The sequence below is a fragment of the Salinicola sp. LHM genome (assembly GCF_034479735.1).
GTDB lineage: Bacteria > Pseudomonadota > Gammaproteobacteria > Pseudomonadales > Halomonadaceae > Salinicola > Salinicola salarius.
The window spans coordinates 2,679,283-2,700,693 of the sequence record NZ_CP140261.1 but is presented as its reverse complement, the minus strand read 5'-3'; the positions used below and the strand labels follow the sequence as shown (position 1 = coordinate 2,700,693).

The window sequence follows — 21,411 nt, the reverse complement described above, 5'->3', positions numbered from 1 at the left end:
TTCTCACCTCAGCGCCGCCATGGCGCGGTCGATGTCGTCCTTCGTGTTGTGCCAATGCGGCGAGATCCGCACCAGGGCGCCTGTCGTCGGCAACCTGACGTTCAAGGGCTCCGCGGCGGTATCACACACCTTGGCAACGATGCCGGCCGCATCGAGCTTCTGGTGAATCTGTAACGGTGCGGCGTCCGGCAGATGAATCGTGGCGATGCCGCTTTCCGGCTGTTGCAGCAGCGGCCGAAACCCTCGTTCGCGGGCCAGTTCGTAGATCCGTTCGGTCAGCGTCGTCAGGTGTTCGCGCAACGCCTCCAGCGTGATCTGCTGCAGTTCTTTGATCGCCGTTGTCAGCGTGACCTGATTCATGATCGAGACGTCCGAGGCATCGAAGCGCCGCGCCTGGGGGAGGTCGAGAAAACGCTGGGTCTCCCGGTCCAGGCGCAATCCCGCCAGTTCCGGCGCCGGATTGGGATGCATCATGGCCACTGCCGGCTGGCTGACGTAGAGCAGCGCCATGCCGCGGGGGCCACGGAGCCACTTGCGAGTGGTGGCGACCAGCACGTCGCAGCCGAGCCGGCGCACATCGACTTCGGTCTGACCCAAGCCCTGGGCAGCGTCCACGATCAGCGGGCAGTGGGATGGTCGGGGCAGATTTCCCAGCGCTTCGACATCGTAGCGACGGCCCTCGATGCTGGTCACCAGCGGCGTCAGGATCGCCGCGACGTCCTCGCCGATCTGGTTCGCAATCGCGGCCATGTCGAACCGGCCATCGGCATCGGTCGCCAGCAGTTCGATATGGCGCGGCGGCTCTCCGCCCAGGCGCCTCAGCATGACGATGTTCGAAGCCCACTCGCCCGGGGCGACCAGCAGCCGCCGACCGGCGAGATCGAGGCTCCCCACCATCTGCCCCATGAGCTGCGAGGTGCTCGCCCCGAATGCGACCTGCGGCTCTGGCGCCCCGATCCAGCCGGCCAGCCGGGTTCGTGTCGCCTGCAGATCCCAGATGGCGCTTTCGAGGCGCTGGCGCGGATAGACCGCCATCTCCGCCTCCAGCCAGTCCCGCAGGCGTGCCGATACCGTCGGGCTTTGCAGGCCGACGGACGCATTGTTGAGGTAGCACAGATCGGATGGCTGCACGGGAGTTCCTGCCTTGAGGTCGGGTTCTCCCTGTATGCTGCCGGGGAATCGCTACCCGCGCCACCTCAGTGGGTGCGAATCGAGCAGGATGCCTGCCTCGTTCCAATCGCTCCAGCCCGTAAAAGGAATAGGCATTTCCTCAAAGAGCCCTGTCAGACGATCCTTCCAGCGGTGCTTTTCTTCCTCGAGCCTCTTTCTGAATGCATCCGCTGCCTGATATTGCAGCCCACCACCCTGCACGCCATAGATGGGATGAGGAGGCAAGACATCAAAACCGACGTAATAAAGTGAACAATGCAGCGGCCATATCAACTTGGCTATATCGCCACTTCGCCCTAGCGGAGAAAACGTCTCTGCTGGGCCACCGGTCGTGAACGAGTAGAGGGCACGTTTACCCTGTAACATGCCCCGATCGAAACGGCGTTCTCCATTATAGATACCACCGTAGACAAAGACCCGATCGAACCACCCCTTGAGCATGGCGGGCATGCCATGCCACCAAAGCGGGAACTGGAAGATCACCAGATCGGCAGCCTTGAGCTTGTCGACTTCCCGGCGTACGTCGGGCGCCAATTGTTCCGACTCGAAGGCATAACGCTGTTCTGTCAGTGGCTGGAATACCGCCGAATTGGTGGGCGCCTCATAGTGACGAGAATGCTCGACGGGGTCGAATCCTTGAGCATAGAGATCAGAGAGTGCTACGGCGTGGCCGGTCGAAGCGAGACATTCCCGCGTGATTCGTGTCATCGCTCCGTTGAATGATGACGGGTCAGGATGACAATGAACGATCAGTACTTGCATGTTGTAAATGCCTGAAAGGAGTGGCATTACACATTATTTATTGCGATAACGCACTGCAATAAGGTGTTTCGGAAATCTGTTTTTGCATTTGTGCAAGGAGGTGGTATGTCGGGATCGTGGCGCTGGGATGATTTGAAAATCGTGCTGGCAATCGCCGAGGAACGGACGCTAGCGGGCGCTGCGCGTCGGTTGGCAGTCAATCACGCAACTGCGTTTCGACGGCTAAAGGCGGTAGAGTCGAGCTTCGGCACACGTCTCTTCGAGCGCCAATCCGGGACTTATACGGCCACCGCCATGGGGGAACTTATGGTCGACTCTGCCAGGCGCGTAGCGGCGGAAGCCAGCAACATCGAACGCAAATTGGCCGGTCGGGATCAGCAACTCGAGGGCACGCTGCGAATTACTACGACAGATACGTTACTTACAGGAGTATTGACCAATTCACTGGCCGACTTTCGCCGGTTGCATCCGGCGATCTCTCTTGAAGTCGTGGTATCCAATCGCACGCTAAATATCACTCGACGGGATGCGGATATCGCTATTCGTCCGACCAATCGGCCGCCCGATACATTGGTCGGTCATCGTCTCGGCTGGATCGACATGGCGGTATATGGAGATATCGAAGGAATGGCCGCCGATAGCTCAAACTGGGTGGGGGTAGATGCCAGAATGGGATACCCGGCGTTGGATGCTTGGTTGAGCAGTCAGGCGGGCGTTATCGGTTATCGCGTCGACAGTATGTTGGCCATGCTGACAGCCGTCCGAAGCGGTATCGGGAAGGGCGTTCTCCCTTGCTATCTGGCAGAGAACGATGTCGGATTGGTCAGGAAAGGGAAACCGATTCCGACGTTGCGGACCGAATTATGGATGCTGACGCATCCTGATCTCCGACGAAATGCCCGGGTCATGGCACTGTTTGATTTCCTGCGTAAGAGGATGCAGGAACGAGGCGACTTTGCGCGCTTGCCAGCCCAATAAGTGTGAGCAGGGCGGGCTGGTGGGTTCATCCACCGAGTATCCAGAGAGAGCGCGATCGAATGAAAGGCGCGAGGTGTTCTGTTTTTTGGATGACTGAAACGGGATCAGCCATTCGCAACGAAAAACGGGGTGGGCCAAGGCCCACCCCGTCAATGCGATCATGATCGCAACTGCCCGTCGATTATCGGGCTGGGCGATCACTCTTCCGGCAGGGCGTACACCACCACCTGATCGCCTACCTGATCCTTGAGGATCGTGTTGCCACCGGCCACGAAAGCGACGTACTGGCGGCCCTTGTACTCGTAGACCGAGGGGTTGGCGACGGCAGGCGCCTGGGCCTGGTCTTCCCACAGCTCTTCACCGGTCTCGAGCGAGTAGGCACGCACCTTGGCATCCATCGATGCGCCGATGAACACGACGCCACCTGCGGTCACGGCCGGACCACCGATAGTCGGCGAGCCCCAGCGTTCGGGCATGAAGAAGCCGTACTGCTGAGAGGCGCCGACCGGCTTACGCCACTTCACGTCACCGGTATGCATGTCGATCGCCACCAGCTCACCGAAAGGCGGTTCCCAGCACGGCATGCCGAGCCAGTTCATCGCCACCTTCAGACGCATGCCGTACGGTGCGCCTTTCTGCGGGGCGAAGCCGCTTTCGTTGCCGGAGCCGCTATCGGCCTCTTCGTAGTCTTCACGGTTGTACAGCTTGACGTACTGCACGATATGGGAGGTATTGACGATGGCGGTCTGGCTTTCGGGATCGAACGCCACGCCACCCCACTGCACGCCACCCGCGCTATCCGGATAGGTCAAGGTGCCTTCGCCCTTGGTAGTCGGCGGGGTGTACATGCCTTCGTACCAGAGGTCGTCCCACAGGCGCGAGCACTGGCCGGCACCCACGGCGTCGGCGAGACCCCAGATCTTGGGCTTCTCGGACTGATCCAGCAGCGGCGCCGGCTTGGTCGGGAACGGCTGCGTCGGCGCATAGACTTCGCCCTCGACGGTGCCGTCGCCCTGCGGGACCGGGCGCTCCTCGATCGGCCAGACATCCTCGCCGGTTAGGCGGTTGACCACGAACAAAAAGCCCTGCTTGGTCGCCTGGACCAGCGCCGGGATCTGTTCGCCGTCGACGGTGATGTCCATCAGCGTCGGCGCGGAGTTGATGTCATAGTCCCAGACATCGTGGTGAACCCACTGGCGGGACCACACCACTTCACCGGTCTCGATGTCGAGCGCGGTGGTCGAGGTTCCCAAAGGAGCCTCTTCGGTGCGATTGCCGCCCCAGTAGTTCGGTGACGGCGAAGAGACCGGCAGGTAGAGCAGGCCGTTCTCGCGGTCGGCGGACATGTGCGTCCAGACGTTGGCGGTACCGCTCTTCTCGCGCATCTCGTCGGAAAGCGCCTGGAACGTCCATTCGAGCTCGCCGGTCTGGGCATCAAGCGAAAAGATCGTTCCCGGTGGCGCCTGCTCGTAGGCCCAGTCCATGCCGGCCCAGCCGAGCATCAGATGGTCGCCGACCACGGTCGGAGGCTGAAGGACGGAAAGCGGCCACTCGGCGTGGGTGTCGTTCCACTGGTTGACGTTGAGCACGCCGTTGTCGGCGAAGCCTTTGCAGAGTTCGCCGGTATCGGCATCCAGCGCGAACAGCTGAGCGTCCATGGTGCCCATGTAGACGATCTTCTGGCACGGTTCGCCGGCGACCGGGTTTTCGGCTTCCCAGTAGGAAATGCCGCGGTTCTTCAGCACCGGCTGGGTCAACGCCTCGCGCGAGGATTTCGTGTCGAAGCTCCACTTCTCTTCACCGGTGCCCGGGTCCAGCGCAATCAGGCGATAGAAGGGCGTGCCGATGTAGATGGTGTCGTTGGCGAAGACCGGGGTCGCCGACCATACCGTCGCCGGGATGTCGCCGGAACCGTCGGAGATATCGCCAGTGTGGTACTCCCAGACTTTTTCCAGTTCGCCGACGTTATCCGCCGTAATCTGATCGAGCGGGCTGTACTTCTGGGCGTTGAGCTGACCGTGGAAGCTGTCCCAGGTCGGCTTCTCCGGCACCAGCGGAATCGGCGGCCGGTTGGCATTTTCCTGATCGTTCGAGTCCGCAGCGCTGACGTCCTGTGGCTCGGGGCTTTGTGAGTCAGGGCTTTGTGACTCGGGGCTTTGTGACTCGGGGCTTTGTGACTCGGGGCTTTGTGACTCGGACGACGACTGAGCGTCGCTCTGGGCCGATGTCTGGCCGGCATCGGCTGGCTGGTCCTGGGCGAACAGCGGGACCGGGGCGAGCAGTAGCGCCAGTGCCGTGGCCGTACCCAACCGCTGCGCGGTGAGCTTCAGTGCAGGCAAGGGCATTTGGGGCAAGGAAGTTGGCATGAATCGGCTCCTCATGAATGGGCTGGTGACTTGGAAGCAGCCGGACTGGCCATGTCCAGCAGCAGGCCGATAAGGCCAACCACCATGGCGGCCGTCAGCCACCACTGATGCAGCAATAGCCCGGCGAAACCGGTGCCGACGAGATCCAGCAGGATCAACACTCGCAGCGCCACGCGTCCGCTGCGGCAGGAAAGCGGAGCCAACACCAGCGTCATGACGACCAGCGCGATCGACGTGAGGATGACGACGAGGGCGCCAAGCGTACCGTCGACACCGGTCAGCGGAGTGAAATAGGCATAAAGCGATACGGCGAGCCCGGCAAGCGAGGCCACCAGCAGCACTATGATGCCCGCCCTGAATGATCGAGATTGGGACATGAGGTCGTTGTCTCCTGATGAGATCGATTGGTGCACCTGGCGGCTGTTTCTGCATCGTTCTGATGTTGCATCAGGTCAATTGATAGCCTCGAAACAGTCGGGAGTGTGGTTACGTGTGCGCGGAATCCACACGCCAGGCAGACTAAAGTGTAGGATACTTTTAGATGTTAGCATGGAAACGATTGATTTTTTGGGAGGAAGTTTTAACCGATGTGGCGGGTCGTTTGCGGCAAAGCGAGCGCAGCCAGCATAATGGCCGGCCGTCACCCCGCGAGAGACACGTTGTATGGAATCGTTCAACACCATCGGTCTGATTGGCCGTCTGGGTAGCGACAAGGTGGTCGAGACGCTCAAGCGCCTGGTGATCTTTCTCGAGCGTCATGGTCTCGAGATCGTGATCGAGGATCGTACCGCTGCGCTGCTTTCCGGCCATGGCCACAGGGAAGCCAGGCGCCGGGAGCTGGGCACGTTGTGCGATCTGGTGATCGTGGTTGGCGGCGACGGCAGCCTGCTGGGGGCGGCGCGGGCCCTGTGTCATAGCGCGACGCCGGTACTCGGTATCAACCGTGGGCGGCTGGGCTTTTTGACCGATATCTCCCCCGACGAGGTCGAACAGAAGGTGGCCGAGGTACTGGAAGGGCAGTACGACACCGAAAGGCGATTTCTGCTCGAGGCGGAGCTCTATCGTGGCGAGCGTCTGATCGGTTCCGGCACCAGTCTCAACGATGTGGTCGTGCATCCCGGCAAGGCTGCGCGGATGATCGAATTCGAGCTTTTCGTCGACGATCGCTTCGTCTATTCCCAGCGCTCCGATGGCCTGATCATGGCCACACCCACCGGCTCCACGGCCTATGCGCTCTCCGGTGGCGGGCCGATCGTGCATCCGGGGCTGGAGGCGATCACGCTGGTACCCATGTTCCCGCACACGCTCTCCAGCCGGCCGATCGTGATCGATGCCGCCAGCGAGATTCGCGTGCATATCGGCGATATCAACCAGGCCTATCCCCATGTCAGCTGCGACGGCCAGACCCGCGTCGTCTGCAAGCCTGACGACATTCTCTACGTCCGTCGCCACGCCGAGCGCCTGACGCTGATTCATCCACGCGGGCACAGTTTCTTCGAAGCCTGCCGCTCCAAGCTGGGTTGGAGCAGCAGGCTGGGAGATTGACATGGCGCAGGACAGCGATGTCGACGGCTATGATCTGATCGGGGATGTCCATGGCTGCGGCCGGAGCCTGATCCGGCTGCTGGAGAAACTCGGATACCGGGCGGAAGATGGGGTGTTTCGCCATCCGCGCCGCCGGGTCATCTTCCTGGGCGACCTGATCGATCGCGGCCCCACCATCCGGCTGGCGGTTTCCGTTGCCAAGCGCATGGTCGACGCCGGCGAGGCGCATATCGTGATGGGCAATCATGAAGCCAACGCGCTGGCCTACTGTCACGAGGCGCCAAGCGACAGCGAGCGCGAATGGCTTCGCGATCATACCCCGCGCAACAATCGCATCATCGGTCGTACGCTGGAGCAGTTTCACGATTTTCCGCTGGAGTGGGAAACCTGCCTTTCCTGGTTCATGACGCTACCGCTGTGCCTCGATCTGGATGGCCTGCGTGTGGTACATGCCTGCTGGGACGAGCCGTTGATCGCCGCCTTTCTTGCGCGGCGCCCCGATGCCCGAATCGACCGCGACTTTCTGGTCGAATCGACACGGCATGGCAGCCTGGCGCACCGCGTGCTGGATCGCCTGACCCGGGGCACTCAGATGCCGCTGCCGCCTGGCGTCGAGATTCGTTCGGGGGACGGATTCACGCGGCGCTCGTTCCGTACTCATTTCTGGTGCCGAAACCCGCGCACTTACGGGGATGTGGTCTTCCAGCCCGACAATCTGCCGCTGGGACTCGAGGATCGTCCGCTGGACGACAGCGAACGGGAACGGCTGACCTACTATCCGGAATCGGCGCCGCCTCTGTTCGTGGGGCATTACTGGTGCAAGGGCGTACCGGCGTTGCCGCGAGCGAACATCGCTTGCCTCGATTACAGCGCGGTGAAGTACGGCCGGCTGGTGGCTTATCGCTGGGACGGGGAGTCGCGGCTCGATGCCAATCGCTTCGTCTGGGTCGACGTGTCTCAGGAAGGGATTCGTGACTGATGCCGTTGCGGAATATCAGGGAAATTGCATTTTTTTACATTAGCCGCAGCTAACTGATTTGGCGGATTTTTTACCGTTACATGAAGCGGATCAGGGAAAAAATGGGAAATTTTTCGCCGCGTGCGGGAACTCCTGCCACCGACGACCCTCAAAGTCAGTGTTCCCTTGAATGATCCCTTGCTCTTATCCGGCGGCCCTCCCGCCGGATTTTTCTTTGTTGGGTCTGTAAAATTTCGCGGTGCCTGTAGAATGGCGACTTCGAACCCGTCACGGGTTCGCGCTCCATGATGACATTTTCATGCTGGGCTTCAGTGCCCTGTCCATGCTGGGCTCGGCGCCTGAGTCTCAGCATCGGGCTTCTCGATATTCTCTCGGTAAGCGGGTCGGACATCTTCCATGTACAAACTCCTCGAACTGCCTGGCGATCTGGATACGCGGCCTCTGCGGCAGGCGCTCTGGGCGCATCACATCGGTCATCGCTTCACGCATCAGGAGAATCGGCAGGTACTGTGGCTTGTCGATCCCGAGCAGCGAGATGCGGCTGCGCGACTGATCGAGCTCTGGCACCGGGGGGAGCTGGATACTGCTTCGGCGGCCGAGGCGCCACGGCGTCGACCCGGTATCGCCAGCCAGGCGTTCGGGCAGGCACCGTTCGCGGCGGGGCTGATTGCCGTCTGCGTGCTGATCTTCCTGGCCATGATCTTCGCGGGCGATGCCATCGTCCGCGCTTTCACCATCGTGCCGCTCGACATCGTCGGCCAGCGGCTGGTACCGGGGGATCTCGTCTCCGATACCCTAGCCGGCGGCCAGCTCTGGCGCCTGTTCACGCCGGCGCTTTTGCACTTCGGCTGGATGCACCTGATCTTCAACATGCTGTGGGTGTGGTATTTCGGCCGTCAGGTCGAAGCGATCCAGGGATGGCGCCGGCTCGGCCTCATCGTGCTGATCGCGACGCTGGTTTCCAATCTGGCACAGTACTTCACCGGCATCGTGCTGTTCGGGGGCATGTCGGGGGTGGATTACGCGCTGCTGGGCTACGTGTGGTTGATGTCTCGCCGCCGGCCGGAAAGCGGCTTCTTCGTGCCCCAGATGCTGATGGTCTTCATGCTGGTCTGGATGGTCTTTACCATGACCGATCTTGCCGGGGCCTTCGGCTTCGGTAACGTCGCCAACGAGGCGCATCTGGGCGGATTGCTGATTGGGCTGTTCATGGGCTGGTTCGCCAGCCGCAATGCATCGGGAGGCGCCGGGCACGACGCTTCAGGAGAAAGCTCTTCAGGAGAAAATAAGTGAGCGAGATGAATTTCGACCGCATGGTCGCGCAGATGACCCGAGAGATGTACGAGAACTTCAAGCAGGCCATTCAACTGCGCAAATGGCCCGACGGCCGCCGCTTGACCCCCGAGCAGACCGAGCTGTGTCTGGAGGCGGTCATCAAGTACGAAATGATCCATGAGGTGCCGGCGGAACAGCGTGTCGGCTATCTCGAGCGCAACGAATGTGCCTCCGGCAATCATGCCTCCGCCGAGGAAGCCGCGGTCAAATGGATCAACTGATCCCGGCTGCGCAGGTCGCGAGCGAGTCTGGCCGCTTTGCCAGCGGCCAGCTCCGCAAGCTCGACATTCGGTTGCCGGTGGAGAACGGCCCGGCGGACTATACCCTGCGGGCCGGCGAGCAGCGTGTGCGGCTCAATGCGTGGCTGGGGCAGCGCATCCGGTTGCACCATACCGGCGAGATTCACTGCGTCGAGTGCGGGCGCGCCACGCGCAAGAGTTTCGGTCAAGGGCATTGCTACCCTTGCTTTTCCTCGCTGGCGCATTGCGATCTCTGCATGATGCGCCCGGAGACCTGTCACTACTTTCAGGGCACCTGCCGCGATCCGGCCTGGGGCGAACGGCACTGCTTCCGCCCGCATACCGTTTACCTGGCCAACGCCTCGGGCCTCAAGGTCGGCATCACGCGAGGCACCAATACGCCGACCCGCTGGCTCGATCAGGGGGCGATCCAGGCGCTGCCGATTCTCGATGTCGACACGCGACAGCAGTCCGGGTTGGTGGAGACGCTGTTCAAGTCGCACGTCTCCGATCGCACCAACTGGCGTGCGATGCTCAAGGGCGAGGTCGAACCGCTCGACCTGATCGCCGAGCGTGACCGTCTGCTGGCCCAGCTCGAACCGGGGCTGGCAGCGCTGCGCCAGCGCGTCGGCGAGGACGCCATCCGGACGGTCGACGACGCGCTGCCGCTGGCGATCGACTATCCCGTGCTCGAATGGCCGCGCAAGATTGTCTCGTTCAATCTCGACAAGTCGTCGATGGTCGAGGGCACCCTGATGGGGCTCAAGGGGCAGTACATGATCCTCGATACCGGCGTCATCAACCTGCGCAAATTCGCCGGCTATCAGGTCTCGGTGACGGCCGAGGCGGCGTAATGACGCCAGGCCGGGCGGATCAGCGCGGCTTGTGCTCGAGCTGGCGCTCCATGCGCTTGAGAAATACCGACATCACCTGCTCGTAGAGCGCATCCTTCAGCACTACGTCTTCCACGCCGGCATCCAGATTGGGGTTGTCGTTGACCTCGATAACTACCACGCGATCGCCGATCTGCTTGAGATCGACCCCGTAGAGGCCGTTGCCGATCAGCTTGGTCGCCCGCAGCGCTGCCTTGACCACCTGCGGTGGCACCTCCGACGGATCGTGAGTGGTGAAACCGCCGCTGCGGGTCTTGCCGCTGGAGTGGTCGTAGATCTGCCAATGGCCGCGTGCCATGTAGTAGCGGCTGGCGAAGAGGACTTGGCCGTCGAGCACGCCGATGCGCCAGTCGAAGTCGGTCGGCAGCCACTCCTGCAGCAGCAGCAGCGCCGAAGACTCGAACAGCTTGGGCGCTTCCGCCTCCAGCTCTTCACGCGAGCGAATCTTGACCACCCCCTTGGAAAAGGCGCCGTCCGGCACCTTCAGGACCAACGGATAGTCCAGATGGGCGAGCTTCTCGTCGAGCCGGCTCATGTCGCCGCGATGAAGCAGCTGGCCGCGAGGCGCGGGAACCTTGTGGGTGCCCAGCAGCTCGTGGAGAAAGATCTTGTTGGTACAGCGAAGGATCGACTGAGGATCGTCGATCACCACCAGCCCCTCGTGCTCGGCCTTCTTGGCCATGCGATAGGTGTGATGATCCAGCCGGGTCGTCTCGCGGATGAACAGGGCGTCGAACTCGGCCAGCCGGCCGGCGTCCCGATGGGTGATCAGGCTGACATCGATGCCCAGCCGCCGGCCGGCGCGAATGAAACGCTTGAGCGCCCCCTTGTTGCTGGGCGGCAACTTCTCTTCCGGATCGATCAGGATCGCCAGATCGAAGCGATAGCGACGGCGTGCGCGTGGCGTGCGCCAGACCCGGGTCGAGTGGCGGTTCAGCGCCGTCGCGAACAGGTCTTCCTCGCCGGACTGCAGCGCCGTCAGCGCGATGGGCTTGAGCCGTGCCAGGCGCCAGACGTTCTGGCGCTTCTCGAAGCGGGCTTCCAGCAGCGGGTGAGGCAAGCGCTCGAACAGGCGCCGCGCCAGGCGCTGCAGCTCCGGCTCCCGGCACTCGCCGAAGAAGACGCGTAGCGTGAAGGATTCGCCCTCGAGAACGCCGCGCTTGTTCAGCTCCATCAACAGCGGGTCGATGGCGGCCAGCTGCATGTCGATCAATGCCTTGCGCGAGAGCTGGTTGAGCGTTTCCACGCTGGGCAGAACACGCTGGTTGCGCGCCTGGGCCAGCAGCGAAACGTAATAGCCGGTTTCCAGATAGTCGAGATTGGCGCACAGGTTGATGACGTGCGTGGCGTCATCCGCCGTTGCCGCACCGTCCAGCGCGAGAAACTCGTCGGCGCTGATCAGATCCTCGGAGGGGTAGTAAGGTTGCCAGTCGGCAAGGCGATCGACGACGATACGCAGGCGTGACATGAATCGGTGGCTCCTTTTCCGACATCTTCCCGTTGGGGTGGTCGGCGGTGGATACGGCAAGCTGCCGGGGCTGCAAAAGGGAAATAGCATGCGATGATGTGAAGGCGGCGACAAGTCGTTGCCGGCGTGAAATAATTTCAGCATCGTCGGCGTCATCGCCTCGGCGACTGCCCGCCTGACGGGCCACCGGCGCGGTCCCGGTCGAACGAAGGCCGTGGCTGCACCCAGATCCCAGATGAATCAGATGAGAGCGCACGCATGCTCCGCACCATTCGCTACGGCCTGCCTGCCGATTGCGACGCCTTGTATGAATTGGAAGAACGCTGCTTTGACAGTGATCGCTTCAGCCGCCGCCAACTCGCACACCTGCTGACCCGGGCCAACGCCGCCAATCTGCTGGCGGTCGCCGAAGACCAGCGAGTCATCGGTTACGGCACGCTACTATTCCGGCGCAACAGCACCACGGCCAGACTCTACTCGTTCTGCGTCGATCCGGCCGCTCGCGGTACCGGCCTGGGACGGGAACTGCTCCAGGCGCTGGAGGATACGGCGCGAGAGCGGGGCAGCCAGCGCATGCTGCTGGAAGTTCGCGCCGACAATCGCGTGGCGATGGGGCTCTACCGCCGGATGGGGTTCATCGCTCATCGCTGGCTGGAGGACTATTATGCCGACGGCTGTGCCGCCTGGCAGATGGATAAGCGACTCGACCCGCCCGAGTCGCTCGACGCGCCGGCTGCCGACTGATACCGGCCGCGGACCGATTCTGGTCGCATCGCGGCTCCACTTTTGATTGAGGACCGAGGCTCATGCCATCTTTCGACATCGTTTCCGAATTCGATCGCCACGAAGCGACCAATGCCGTCGACCAGGCGAATCGTGAAATCCAGACCCGCTTCGATTTTCGCGGCGTCGACGCCAGCTTCACGCTGGAAGGCGAGACCGTCTCGATCGAGGCGGATGCCGAATTTCAGCTCCAGCAGATGATCGACGTGCTGCGCAACAAGCTGATCGCCCGCGGCATCGACCCGCGCTGCATGGATATCCAGGACGCCCAGACTTCCGGCGTCAAGGCGCGCCAGCAGATCAAGCTCAAGCAGGGCCTCGAACAGCCCGATGCCAAGGCGATCGTCAAGCTGCTCAAGGATTCCAAACTCAAGGTCCAGGCCGCGATCCAGGGCGACAAGGTTCGCGTCAGCGGCAAGAAGCGCGACGACCTGCAACAGGCGATCGCGCTGCTCAAGGGCGAGGATGGCCCGGATTTGCCGCTGCAGTACGACAACTTCCGGGACTGATTTCGTTATTCATGCTTTCCCCTCAATGCTTTTAGTCCAGCTGTTTAGCCCCTCTCCGACGTTCTTCGCTTGCCTTGTGAAGCGGAGGCGTTGGTCATTTCGGATGTATCTTCTCTCCAAATTCTGAGTGCTCTCCCTTTTGTTTGGCTGACCGCTGAAGTCTGCCTCTTCTGATTTCCGTTATTAAACTTTGGTCTCGAAATCAGACTAAGAGGTAAATCTTCCGACTCCAGGGATAAATCCCGTATCGATAGGCAATGCATCCAAATTACTCACGCTCATAGACTCCCCAGCACAGGGCCATGCCCATCGGGGAGTTTTCGATGCATTCAGAAGTATTGCTCGACCAAAACCAGCAGCGCTCCTATATCGGCAAGCGCCAGGCGCGGGTCGAGGACGAGGCGTTGCTGCGTGGCCTGGGACGTTACGCCGATGATCTCGCCGTGCCGCCGGGCACGCTTCACGCCGCCATCGTGCGCTCGCCGCATGCCCATGCACGACTGAAGCGGGTCGCGATCGAGGCGGCCCTGGGCCTGCCGGGCGTGCACGGGGTGCTGACCGGCGAAGACGTCAAGCGCTGGGCGTCACCGTTTGCGGTCGGGGTACGCCAGCCCATGGAGCACTGGTGCCTGGCGGTCGACAAGGTGCGCTACGTCGGCGAACCGGTGGCGGTCGTCATCGCCGAGGATCGTTACCTCGCCGAAGACGCGCTGGACGCGGTCAAGGTCGAATACGAGATTCTGCCCGCGCTCGTCGATCCCGAAGCGGCGGCCGGCGAGCGGGAGACGCTGCTGCACGATGCCGTGGGCGATAACGTGGTCAACGATCGTCACTTCCGCTATGGCGACCCGGAAGCTGCATTTCGGGCGGCGGATCGCACGCTCTCGCTCAAGGTGCGCTACCCGCGCAGTTCCTGTACGCCGATCGAGTGCTACGTCGTGGTTGGCCAGTACGACGCCGCCGAGGGCGGTTACGACGTGATGGCCAATTTCCAGGGGCCGTTCGCGATCCATTCGGTGATGGCACGGGCGCTGCAAGTGCCGGGCAATCGCCTGCGCCTGCGCACGCCAGCGGATTCCGGCGGCAGTTTCGGCATCAAGCAGGGCGTTTTTCCCTATGTGGTGACGATGGCGCTGGCGGCGCGCAAGGTCGGGGCGCCGGTCAAGTGGGTCGAGGATCGCCTCGAACACCTGCAGGGAGCCTCGTCGGCGACCAACCGGGTCACCACGATCGACGCCGCCTTCGACGGCGAAGGGCGGGTGTCCGCGCTGCGCTTCGATCAACTGGACGACTGCGGCGCCTATCTGCGTGCGCCCGAGCCGGCCACGACCTATCGCATGCACGGCAATCTCACCGGCGCCTACGCGATTCCCCATCTCGCGGTTCGCAATCGCATCGTGATGACCAACAAGACGCCGAGCGGGCTGAACCGCGGCTTCGGCGGCCCGCAGGTGTACTTCGCCCTCGAGCGCCTGATGCAGCGGATCGCGATCGAGCTCGACCTCGATCCGCTGGAAGTGATCCGGCGCAATCTCGTCCCCGCGGATGCCTTTCCTTACCGCTGTGCCGCCGGGGCGCTGCTGGACTCGGGCGATTACGCACATGGCATCGAGCTGGGTGTCGAACAGGGTGGTCTCGCCGAGTTGCACGCGCGCCGCGACGCCGCCCGCCGCGAAGGCCGGCTCTACGGCATCGGCTACTGCGTGGCGGTGGAGCCGTCGATCTCCAACATGGGCTACATCACCATGGCGATGACGCCGGAGGAGCGGCGTCGCGCCGGGCCCAAGAACGGTGCGGTGAGTACCGCGACGATCAGCGTCGATCCGCTCGGTGGCGTCAGCGTTCACGTCTCCTCGACGCCGCAGGGCCAGGGCCATCGCACGGTGGTCGCCCAGGTCGTGGCCGAGGTGCTCGGTATCGCCATCGAAGCCATACGCGTCGATGTCGAACTGGATACCGGCAAGGATGCCTGGTCGATCGCCTCGGGCAACTACTCCAGCCGTTTCGCCGGCGCGGTGGCGGGTGCCGTACACAAGGCCGCGCTCAAGGTTCGCACGCGCCTGGCCGCGATTGCCGCCGCGCAGTGGCGGGTCGAGCAAGACGACGTGCGCTTTGCCGAAGGCCGTGTGTTCACTCTGGATGGGGCGCATTCCGCCTCGTTCCACCGCCTCGCCGGCGCCACCCACTGGGCGCCGGGCACGCTGCCCGAGAGCGAAGCCGGCGGCCTGCGCGAGACGGCCTTCTGGACCCCCGCCGAGCTGACCGCACCGGACGATGACGAACGCATCAACAGCTCGCTCTGCTACGGCTTCATCTTCGACTACTGCGGCGTCGAGATCGACGCCGTCACCGGCCAGGTACGTATCGATCGCTACGTGACGCTGCACGATGCCGGCCGCATGCTCAACCCGCAACTGGTGGACGGACAGGTACGCGGCGCCTTCGCCCAGGCCGTCGGCGCGGCGCTTTACGAGGAATTCCGCTATGGCGAGGACGGCAGCTTCGCCTCCGGCACGCTGGCCGACTACCTGATCCCGACCAGCGTGGAAGTGCCGGAGCCGGTGATCCTGCACATGGAGACGCCGTCGCCGTTCACGCCGCTCGGCGCCAAGGGCGTCGGCGAAGGCAACAACATGAGCACGCCGGTGTGCATCGCCAACGCGGTGGCCGATGCGCTGGGGGAAGGCGTCGACCCGGGCGCCATCGAATTGCCGTTGACGCCCTCGAAGGTGCGCACGCTGCTGGGCATCGACGAACCCGCGCGCCCCGAAGGCGTCGGCGAAGAGCCAGCGGATGCGGCCGCCGGCGGCGGTTCCAAATTGACCGCCAGCGATAGCGTCGAGATTCCCGCTTCGCCCCGGCAAGTCTTCGACAGCATTCTCGACCCCGCCACGCTGCAGGCGATCATTCCCGGTTGCCATGCGCTGGAGCTCACCGGCGAGAACACCTACCGCGCCGATGTCACCGTCGGCGTGGGCATGATTCGGGCGCGCTTCGATGCCCGCGTCGAGCTGAGCGAGCTCGATCCTCCGCACGCGCTGCGCCTCTCCGGCGCCGGCAGCAGCGGCATGGGCAATGCCGACGGCGCGGCGCGGATCCGCCTGAGCGAGATCGAGGGCGGCCATACCCGGCTCGACTACGACTACGAGGTGACGATCGGCGGCAAGATCGCCTCGGTCGGCGGACGCATGCTCTCCAGCGCCTCGAAGATGATCATCGGTCAGATCTTCTCGCGGCTATCGCAACGGGTCAGCGGCGGCAGGGTTCGCCAGCCGTTGCTGCAGCGCCTGCTGGGCCGGTTCGGCAAGGGCGGAGGCAAGTCATGAAACCGTGCGCTTTCGACTATTACCGTCCGCAAACGCGGCGGGAAGCCATCGACCGGCTGATCGAGTCCGGCGACGACGCCCGCCTCGTCGCCGGCGGCCAGTCGTTGATGGCGGTGCTCAACATGCGCCTGGCCCAGCCGCGAATACTGATCGATGTCGGCGCCATCGACGAACTGCGCTACATCGAGCGGCGCGACGATCACCTGGCGATCGGTGCCGCGACCACGCAGGCCGAACTGCTGGAGTACGCTGCCCTGGCCGACGAGTTGCCGCTGGTGGCGCGGGCCTTGCCCTGGGTGGGGCATTTCCAGACACGCAACCGTGGAACCGTCTGCGGCTCCATCGCCCATGCCGATCCCAGCGCCGAGCTGCCGCTGTGTCTGGCGACGCTGGGCGGCGAGGTGGTGCTCGAGACGCGCCGCGGCAAATCGCGGCGGGTCGCCGGCGCGGACTTCTTCCAGGGCGTGCTGACCACCGCGCGCCGCCCCGACGAACTGATCACCGAAGTGCGTTTTCCGCTCAAGCGCGAAGGCCATGCCTATCGCTTCCGCGAAGTCGCCATGCGCCATGGCGACTTCGCCATCGTCGCACTGGCCGCCGACATCGGCGAGTCGGAAGTGCGCCTCGGCGTAGGTGGCGTCGCCGACCGGCCGGTCGTGCGCACGCTGTCCCTAGATGGCGACCTCGACGATGCCCTCAATCACCTGGCGTGGTCGCTGGGAGCTCAGGATGACGTCCATGCCAGCGCCGCCTACCGGCGCCACCTGGTCCGCGAACTGGGGCGTCGCCTGATCTTGGAAGCGCCGACTTTAGAACAGCAAGCCGTAGAGGAGAGTGCCGATGCACGTGCGAGGCGATGAACGGCATCGCGTGACCTTCAGGCTCAACGGCAGAGAGCGCAGCGGCCGTGCCGAGCCGCGCATGCAACTGTGCGATTTCCTGCGCCACGAGCTCGGCGCGACGGGCACCCACGTGGGCTGCGAGCACGGCGTTTGCGGTGCCTGCACCGTGATCGTCGACGGCCGGGCGACCCGCTCGTGTCTGATGCTCGCCGTGCAGGCCGATGGCCGCAGCGTGGAGACGGTCGAGTCGCTGGCCGGGGACGAAGGAATGAACGATCTGCAGCGCGCGTTTCGCGAGCATCACGCGCTGCAGTGCGGGTTCTGCACCGCCGGCATCCTGATGTCGTGCCACGAGTTTCTGGGCCGCGTGCCCGATCCGAGCGAGGCACAGGTGCGCGACATGCTTTCGGGGCATCTGTGCCGTTGCACCGGCTATACCGGCATCGTCCGGGCCGTGCTGGAGGTCGCGCGCGCTCGCCAGCAAGCCAATCGACGGGAGAACGACGCATGTTCGATCTAGGTCGCAGTTTTCTTGCCACGGTGGAGCGTCGTCCGCAGGCGCTGGCGGTGTCCGACGGGGCTTTCCGACGCACCTACGCCGCCTGGTTCGAGGACATTCAGAGCGCGGCGCGGGGCCTGGAGAATCTGGGACTGGGCAAGGGCGATCGACTGCTGGTTGTGATGCAGAACCGCTGGCAGATGGCGACGCTGCACTGGGCCTGCCAGTTCGCCGGCATCGTCGTGACGCCGATCAACTGGCGCTCGACCGCGCAGGACGTACGTTATTGCCTCGATAACGGCGACATTCGCGCGGTGGCCTACGACGCTTCCGGCCGCGAGGCGGTCGAGGCCTGCCGCGAGGCGCAAGCCTTGCCTCGGATCGTCGTCGATGAGGCCCGGGATGATCGCATGACGCCGTTCGAGGCGCTGTTGGGAGCGCCGGGGGAGACGATCCTGCGCGCCGCGCCGGAAGATGTCTCGCTGATGCTCTACACCTCCGGCACCAGCGGCAAGCCCAAGGGCGTGCCGCGCACCCATCGGGCCGAGCGCGCCGCGGCGCTGGCCCATGTCGCCCAGAATCTCTATCGCCACGACGAATGCACGCTCGGCGTGATGCCGCTGTATCACACCATGGGCGTGCGCTCGCTGCTGGCGATGACGCTGATCGACGGCCACTTCGTGTGCGTGCCCAAGTTCGATCCGCAAACGACGCTGGAGGCGATCGAACGCGAGGGCGTCACCAATCTCTATCTGGTGCCGACGCTCTATCACATGCTGATCGAGCATCCCGGGTTTTCACCTTCGCGGGTCGCCAGCGTCGACAAGATCGGCTTTGCCGGCGCCGCGATGAGCGCCGGTCTGATGACCAGGGTCGAGAAAGCTTTCCAGCCGAGTCTGTTCGTCAATCACTACGGCTGCTCGGAGATCTACACCTTCACCATCGACCAGCGTGCCAGCCGCAAACCGGGGTCCTCCGGTCGCGCTTCGCTCAACCAGCGCATCCGCGTCGTTCGGGTCGGCGCCGAATCGCCCGACGAGGTGCTGCCGCCCGGCGAAGAGGGCGAGATTATCGCCGATCTCGCCGGCGACGAGGCTTTTCAAGGCTATTGGCGGCGCCCCGATGCCGATGCCAAGGCAATCAAGCAGGGCTGGTACTTCACCAGCGATACCGGCTATTTCGATGCCGATGGCGACCTGTTCGTCACCGGTCGGGTCGACGACCTGATCATCACCGGCGGCGAAAACGTCAGCCCGGCGGAGATCGAGAACGTGCTTTCGCTGCATCCCAAGGTCGAGGAGGTCGTCGTCGCCGGCCTGCCCGACGAACAGTGGGGGCAGGTCGTCGCCGCCTTCGTCAAGTGTCGCGAGCCGATCAGCGAGGAGGAACTGGGACGTCACTGCGTGGACGCCGGGCTGGCGCGGTTCAAGCGCCCGCGCCGTTACGTTTTCGTCGAAGAGATCCCCAAGTCGGCCGTCGGCAAGGTGCTGCGCCGCGTGCTGCTTGCCGAGCGCGCCGACCAGGCGCAGGCCAGTTAATCCGCTTTCGAACGATTCCAAGAGGAAAATGCAATGAACCAACACTCTCCACAGGACTTCCTGGCTTCCGAATTCGATGGCTTCGAGGTGCATGTCGACACCGATCGCGAGCGTGCGGACATCGTGCTCAAGCGGCCACCGCTGAACGTGATCTCCATGCCCCAGCGCGAGGCGATGCGCCAGGTCTTCGAGGCATTGGACGCTCACGACGGCGTGCGCGTGATCGTGCTGCGCGCGGAAGGCGAGCACTTCTCCAGCGGTGGCGATATCAAGGGCTTCCTCGAAGCCTCGCCCGAGCACGTCTCCAAGCTGGCGTGGAACGTGGCGGCGCCGGCGCGCTGCGAGAAACCGGTGATCGCAGTCAACCGCGGCTATACCTTCGGCGTCGGTTTCGAGTTCTCGCTGGCCTGCGATTTTCGTATCGCCTCGGAAACCACGCTATACGCCCTGCCGGAGCAGAACCTGGGGCAGATTCCGGGCTCGGGCGGCTCGGCACGGCTGCAGAAGATCATCGGCATCACCCGTACCAAGCACATGGTGATGCGCGCCAAGCGTATCTCGGGGGGCCAGGCGCTGGAGTGGGGCATCGCCACCGAGTGCGTGGCGGACGACCAGCTGGAAGCCGCCACGCAGTCGCTGGTCGACGAGTTGCGCCGTTTCTCGCCGCTGGCCCAGCGCACCGCCAAAAAGCTGATCAATGACAACGAAGACGCACCGCTCTCGGTCGCCATCGAGATGGAAGGGCACTGCTACAGCCGCCTGCGCAGCTCGAACGACTTCCGCGAGGGTGTCGAGGCATTCCACGCCAAACGCAAGGCGGTATTCCGCGGAGAGTAGCCCCTCGCGACGGATCCGCCTGCATCGATGGGCAACATAACAATCACGAGGAGCCACGCCATGTCTCACGAGCAGCTTCAGTCCACGCAACCAGCGGACCGCCGGTCCGGATTCTGGCAGGAACTACCACGGGCGCTCTCGGTCAAGAGCATCAGTGCCGGCATAGTGGCGGCGCTATTTGGTTGCTCCGGGCCGGCATTGATCGTGATCAGTGCAGCGAACGCTGGTCACCTGACCAATGGCCAGACCGTGGCCTGGTTGTTCGCGGTCTATTTCCTGGGAGGGCTGATCAGCCTGGTCATGGCAATACGGTACCGCCAGCCGATCACTGGCGCTTACTCGATTCCAGGTGCAGCCATCATGAGCGTCGCCCTGGTCTCGATTCCGTTTGCCGAGGCCGTCGGCGCTTTCATCATGAGCGGCGTCATCGTGCTGCTGCTCGGTATCAGCGGGCTGATCGGTCGCATCATGCGCTGGCTGCCGATGCCGATCGTGATGGCGATGATCGCCGGGGCATTGATCCGGTTCGGCGTGGGTGCCGTGGAATCCGTCGGCACGGCGCCACTGATCGCGGGAACGGCACTCGCCGCGTTTTTTCTGGCGTCCCGCTTCCTGAATTCGGTGCCGCCGGTTCTGGTCGCCGCGGTGGTCGGTTTCGTCGTGGCTTATTTCAGTGGCGCGGTGCAGTCGGCCAACGTGGATATCGCCATGGTGGCGCCGCAGTTCACGCTGCCGCATTTTTCGTTCGACGCCTTCATCTCGATATCGGTGCCTCTGGCGGCGCTGGTGATCGGCGCCGAGAACGCCCAGGCCACCGGCGTGTTGATGGCCGAGGGTTACCGGCCTCCGGTCAACGCGATGACGGTGATCAGCGGCATCGGTGGCATCCTGGCGGGTGCCTTGGGTGGTCACAATGCCAACATAGCCGGACCAATGACCGCGATCTGCGCCTCCGAGCAGGCCGGCGATGACCGAGACAAACGATTTGGCGCCACCCTGGTCAATGGGGTGCTCTTCTGTCTATTCGGTCTGTTCGCGGGAATGGCGGTGCCGCTGATTCTCGCGCTGCCCAAGGCGCTGATTGCCAGCGTCGCCGGTGTGGCGATGATCGGCGTGTTGCTGGCGGCGTTCCAGCAAGCCTTCACCAAGTCGGTCGGTTATCAGGTTGGTGCCTTCGTCGCCTTGGTCGTAGCCATGAGCAAGCTCAGTCTACTGGGTATCAGCTCGCCTTTTTGGGCCCTGGTGGCGGGAATTCTGGTATCGGAATTGCTTGGTGAAGCGGCAAAGACACGGAAGCATCGGGAAGCGGCCGGTCCGGCGGCTGAGCACTGAAGGTGATGTC

The 21,411-nt window shown here is 63.5% G+C and carries 19 protein-coding genes; 14 read left to right on the top strand and 5 right to left on the bottom strand.

Going from position 1 to position 21,411, the window contains the following annotated elements; translation table 11 throughout:
* Positions 1–3 precede the first annotated feature (3 nt).
* Entirely contained in the window at positions 4–1,131 is a 1,128-nt protein-coding gene (locus R5R73_RS12340; RefSeq protein WP_322527682.1) for an aminotransferase class V-fold PLP-dependent enzyme, read from the bottom strand.
* A gap of 51 nt (positions 1,132–1,182) precedes the next feature.
* On the bottom strand, positions 1,183–1,932 hold the full coding sequence (locus R5R73_RS12335) for an NAD(P)H-dependent oxidoreductase (RefSeq protein ID WP_322527681.1): 750 nt from the start codon (positions 1,930–1,932) through the stop codon (positions 1,183–1,185).
* Between the two features lie 105 nt (positions 1,933–2,037).
* Between R5R73_RS12335 and R5R73_RS12330 the strand changes: the two genes are divergently transcribed.
* Positions 2,038–2,910 carry a LysR family transcriptional regulator gene (locus R5R73_RS12330; RefSeq protein ID WP_110634346.1) on the top strand — a complete coding sequence of 291 codons (873 nt, stop codon included), beginning with the start codon at positions 2,038–2,040 and terminating at the stop codon, positions 2,908–2,910.
* A gap of 197 nt (positions 2,911–3,107) precedes the next feature.
* Here the strand turns inward: R5R73_RS12330 and R5R73_RS12325 are convergent, their stop codons facing one another.
* Together R5R73_RS12325 and R5R73_RS12320 are read right to left on the bottom strand one after the other, a co-directional pair.
* Positions 3,108–5,276 carry a pyrroloquinoline quinone-dependent dehydrogenase gene (locus R5R73_RS12325; RefSeq protein WP_322527680.1) on the bottom strand — a complete coding sequence of 723 codons (2,169 nt, stop codon included), beginning with the start codon at positions 5,274–5,276 and terminating at the stop codon, positions 3,108–3,110.
* A gap of 11 nt (positions 5,277–5,287) precedes the next feature.
* On the bottom strand, positions 5,288–5,653 hold the full coding sequence (locus R5R73_RS12320; protein ID WP_071232086.1) for a hypothetical protein: 366 nt from the start codon (positions 5,651–5,653) through the stop codon (positions 5,288–5,290).
* Between the two features lie 286 nt (positions 5,654–5,939).
* Here R5R73_RS12320 and R5R73_RS12315 point away from each other — a divergent pair, with 286 nt between their 5' ends.
* The 5 genes from R5R73_RS12315 to R5R73_RS12295 all read left to right on the top strand — a co-directional run bounded on the left by R5R73_RS12315 (position 5,940) and on the right by R5R73_RS12295 (position 10,228).
* Positions 5,940–6,821 (top strand): NAD(+) kinase, encoded by an 882-nt coding sequence (locus R5R73_RS12315; RefSeq protein ID WP_071232087.1) that lies wholly within the window; start codon positions 5,940–5,942, stop codon positions 6,819–6,821.
* 1 nt (position 6,822) lies between these two features.
* Positions 6,823–7,800, top strand: a complete 978-nt coding sequence (locus R5R73_RS12310) for a metallophosphoesterase (protein WP_322527679.1) — start codon at positions 6,823–6,825, stop codon at positions 7,798–7,800.
* Between the two features lie 396 nt (positions 7,801–8,196).
* Positions 8,197–9,093 carry a rhomboid family intramembrane serine protease gene (locus R5R73_RS12305; protein WP_110634352.1) on the top strand — a complete coding sequence of 299 codons (897 nt, stop codon included), beginning with the start codon at positions 8,197–8,199 and terminating at the stop codon, positions 9,091–9,093.
* On the top strand, positions 9,090–9,356 hold the full coding sequence (locus R5R73_RS12300; protein ID WP_071232090.1) for a YeaC family protein: 267 nt from the start codon (positions 9,090–9,092) through the stop codon (positions 9,354–9,356). Before R5R73_RS12305 ends, R5R73_RS12300 begins: the two co-directional genes overlap by 4 nt.
* Positions 9,344–10,228: a DUF2797 domain-containing protein gene (locus R5R73_RS12295; RefSeq protein WP_322527678.1), complete on the top strand. Its 885-nt coding sequence runs from the start codon at positions 9,344–9,346 to the stop codon at positions 10,226–10,228. The genes R5R73_RS12300 and R5R73_RS12295 overlap by 13 nt, the downstream gene beginning before the upstream one ends.
* A gap of 19 nt (positions 10,229–10,247) precedes the next feature.
* Here the strand turns inward: R5R73_RS12295 and R5R73_RS12290 are convergent, their stop codons facing one another.
* Entirely contained in the window at positions 10,248–11,735 is a 1,488-nt protein-coding gene (locus R5R73_RS12290) for a RimK family protein (RefSeq protein WP_087718909.1), read from the bottom strand.
* A gap of 258 nt (positions 11,736–11,993) precedes the next feature.
* Between R5R73_RS12290 and rimI the strand changes: the two genes are divergently transcribed.
* The 8 genes from rimI (at position 11,994) to R5R73_RS12250 (ending at position 21,401) form a co-directional block, all read left to right on the top strand.
* Complete coding sequence (gene rimI / locus R5R73_RS12285) at positions 11,994–12,479, top strand: ribosomal protein S18-alanine N-acetyltransferase (RefSeq protein ID WP_322527677.1); 486 nt, start codon at positions 11,994–11,996, stop codon at positions 12,477–12,479.
* Positions 12,480–12,541: 62 nt separating this feature from the next.
* Positions 12,542–13,027: a YajQ family cyclic di-GMP-binding protein gene (locus R5R73_RS12280; protein WP_110634360.1), complete on the top strand. Its 486-nt coding sequence runs from the start codon at positions 12,542–12,544 to the stop codon at positions 13,025–13,027.
* Positions 13,028–13,350: 323 nt separating this feature from the next.
* Positions 13,351–16,353: a xanthine dehydrogenase family protein molybdopterin-binding subunit gene (locus tag R5R73_RS12275; protein WP_322527676.1), complete on the top strand. Its 3,003-nt coding sequence runs from the start codon at positions 13,351–13,353 to the stop codon at positions 16,351–16,353.
* A complete protein-coding gene (locus R5R73_RS12270) occupies positions 16,350–17,213 on the top strand; it encodes an FAD binding domain-containing protein (RefSeq protein WP_322527675.1) in 864 nt (287 codons plus the stop codon). The genes R5R73_RS12275 and R5R73_RS12270 overlap by 4 nt, the downstream gene beginning before the upstream one ends.
* Entirely contained in the window at positions 17,194–17,715 is a 522-nt protein-coding gene (locus tag R5R73_RS12265) for a (2Fe-2S)-binding protein (protein WP_322527674.1), read from the top strand. Before R5R73_RS12270 ends, R5R73_RS12265 begins: the two co-directional genes overlap by 20 nt.
* Positions 17,703–19,232, top strand: coding sequence for an AMP-binding protein (locus R5R73_RS12260; protein ID WP_322527673.1), 1,530 nt, complete (start codon positions 17,703–17,705; stop codon positions 19,230–19,232). The genes R5R73_RS12265 and R5R73_RS12260 overlap by 13 nt, the downstream gene beginning before the upstream one ends.
* 33 nt (positions 19,233–19,265) lie before the next feature.
* Entirely contained in the window at positions 19,266–20,069 is an 804-nt protein-coding gene (locus R5R73_RS12255) for an enoyl-CoA hydratase/isomerase family protein (protein WP_322527672.1), read from the top strand.
* A gap of 60 nt (positions 20,070–20,129) precedes the next feature.
* Positions 20,130–21,401 carry a benzoate/H(+) symporter BenE family transporter gene (locus tag R5R73_RS12250; protein ID WP_322527671.1) on the top strand — a complete coding sequence of 424 codons (1,272 nt, stop codon included), beginning with the start codon at positions 20,130–20,132 and terminating at the stop codon, positions 21,399–21,401.
* Positions 21,402–21,411: the final 10 nt, after the last annotated feature.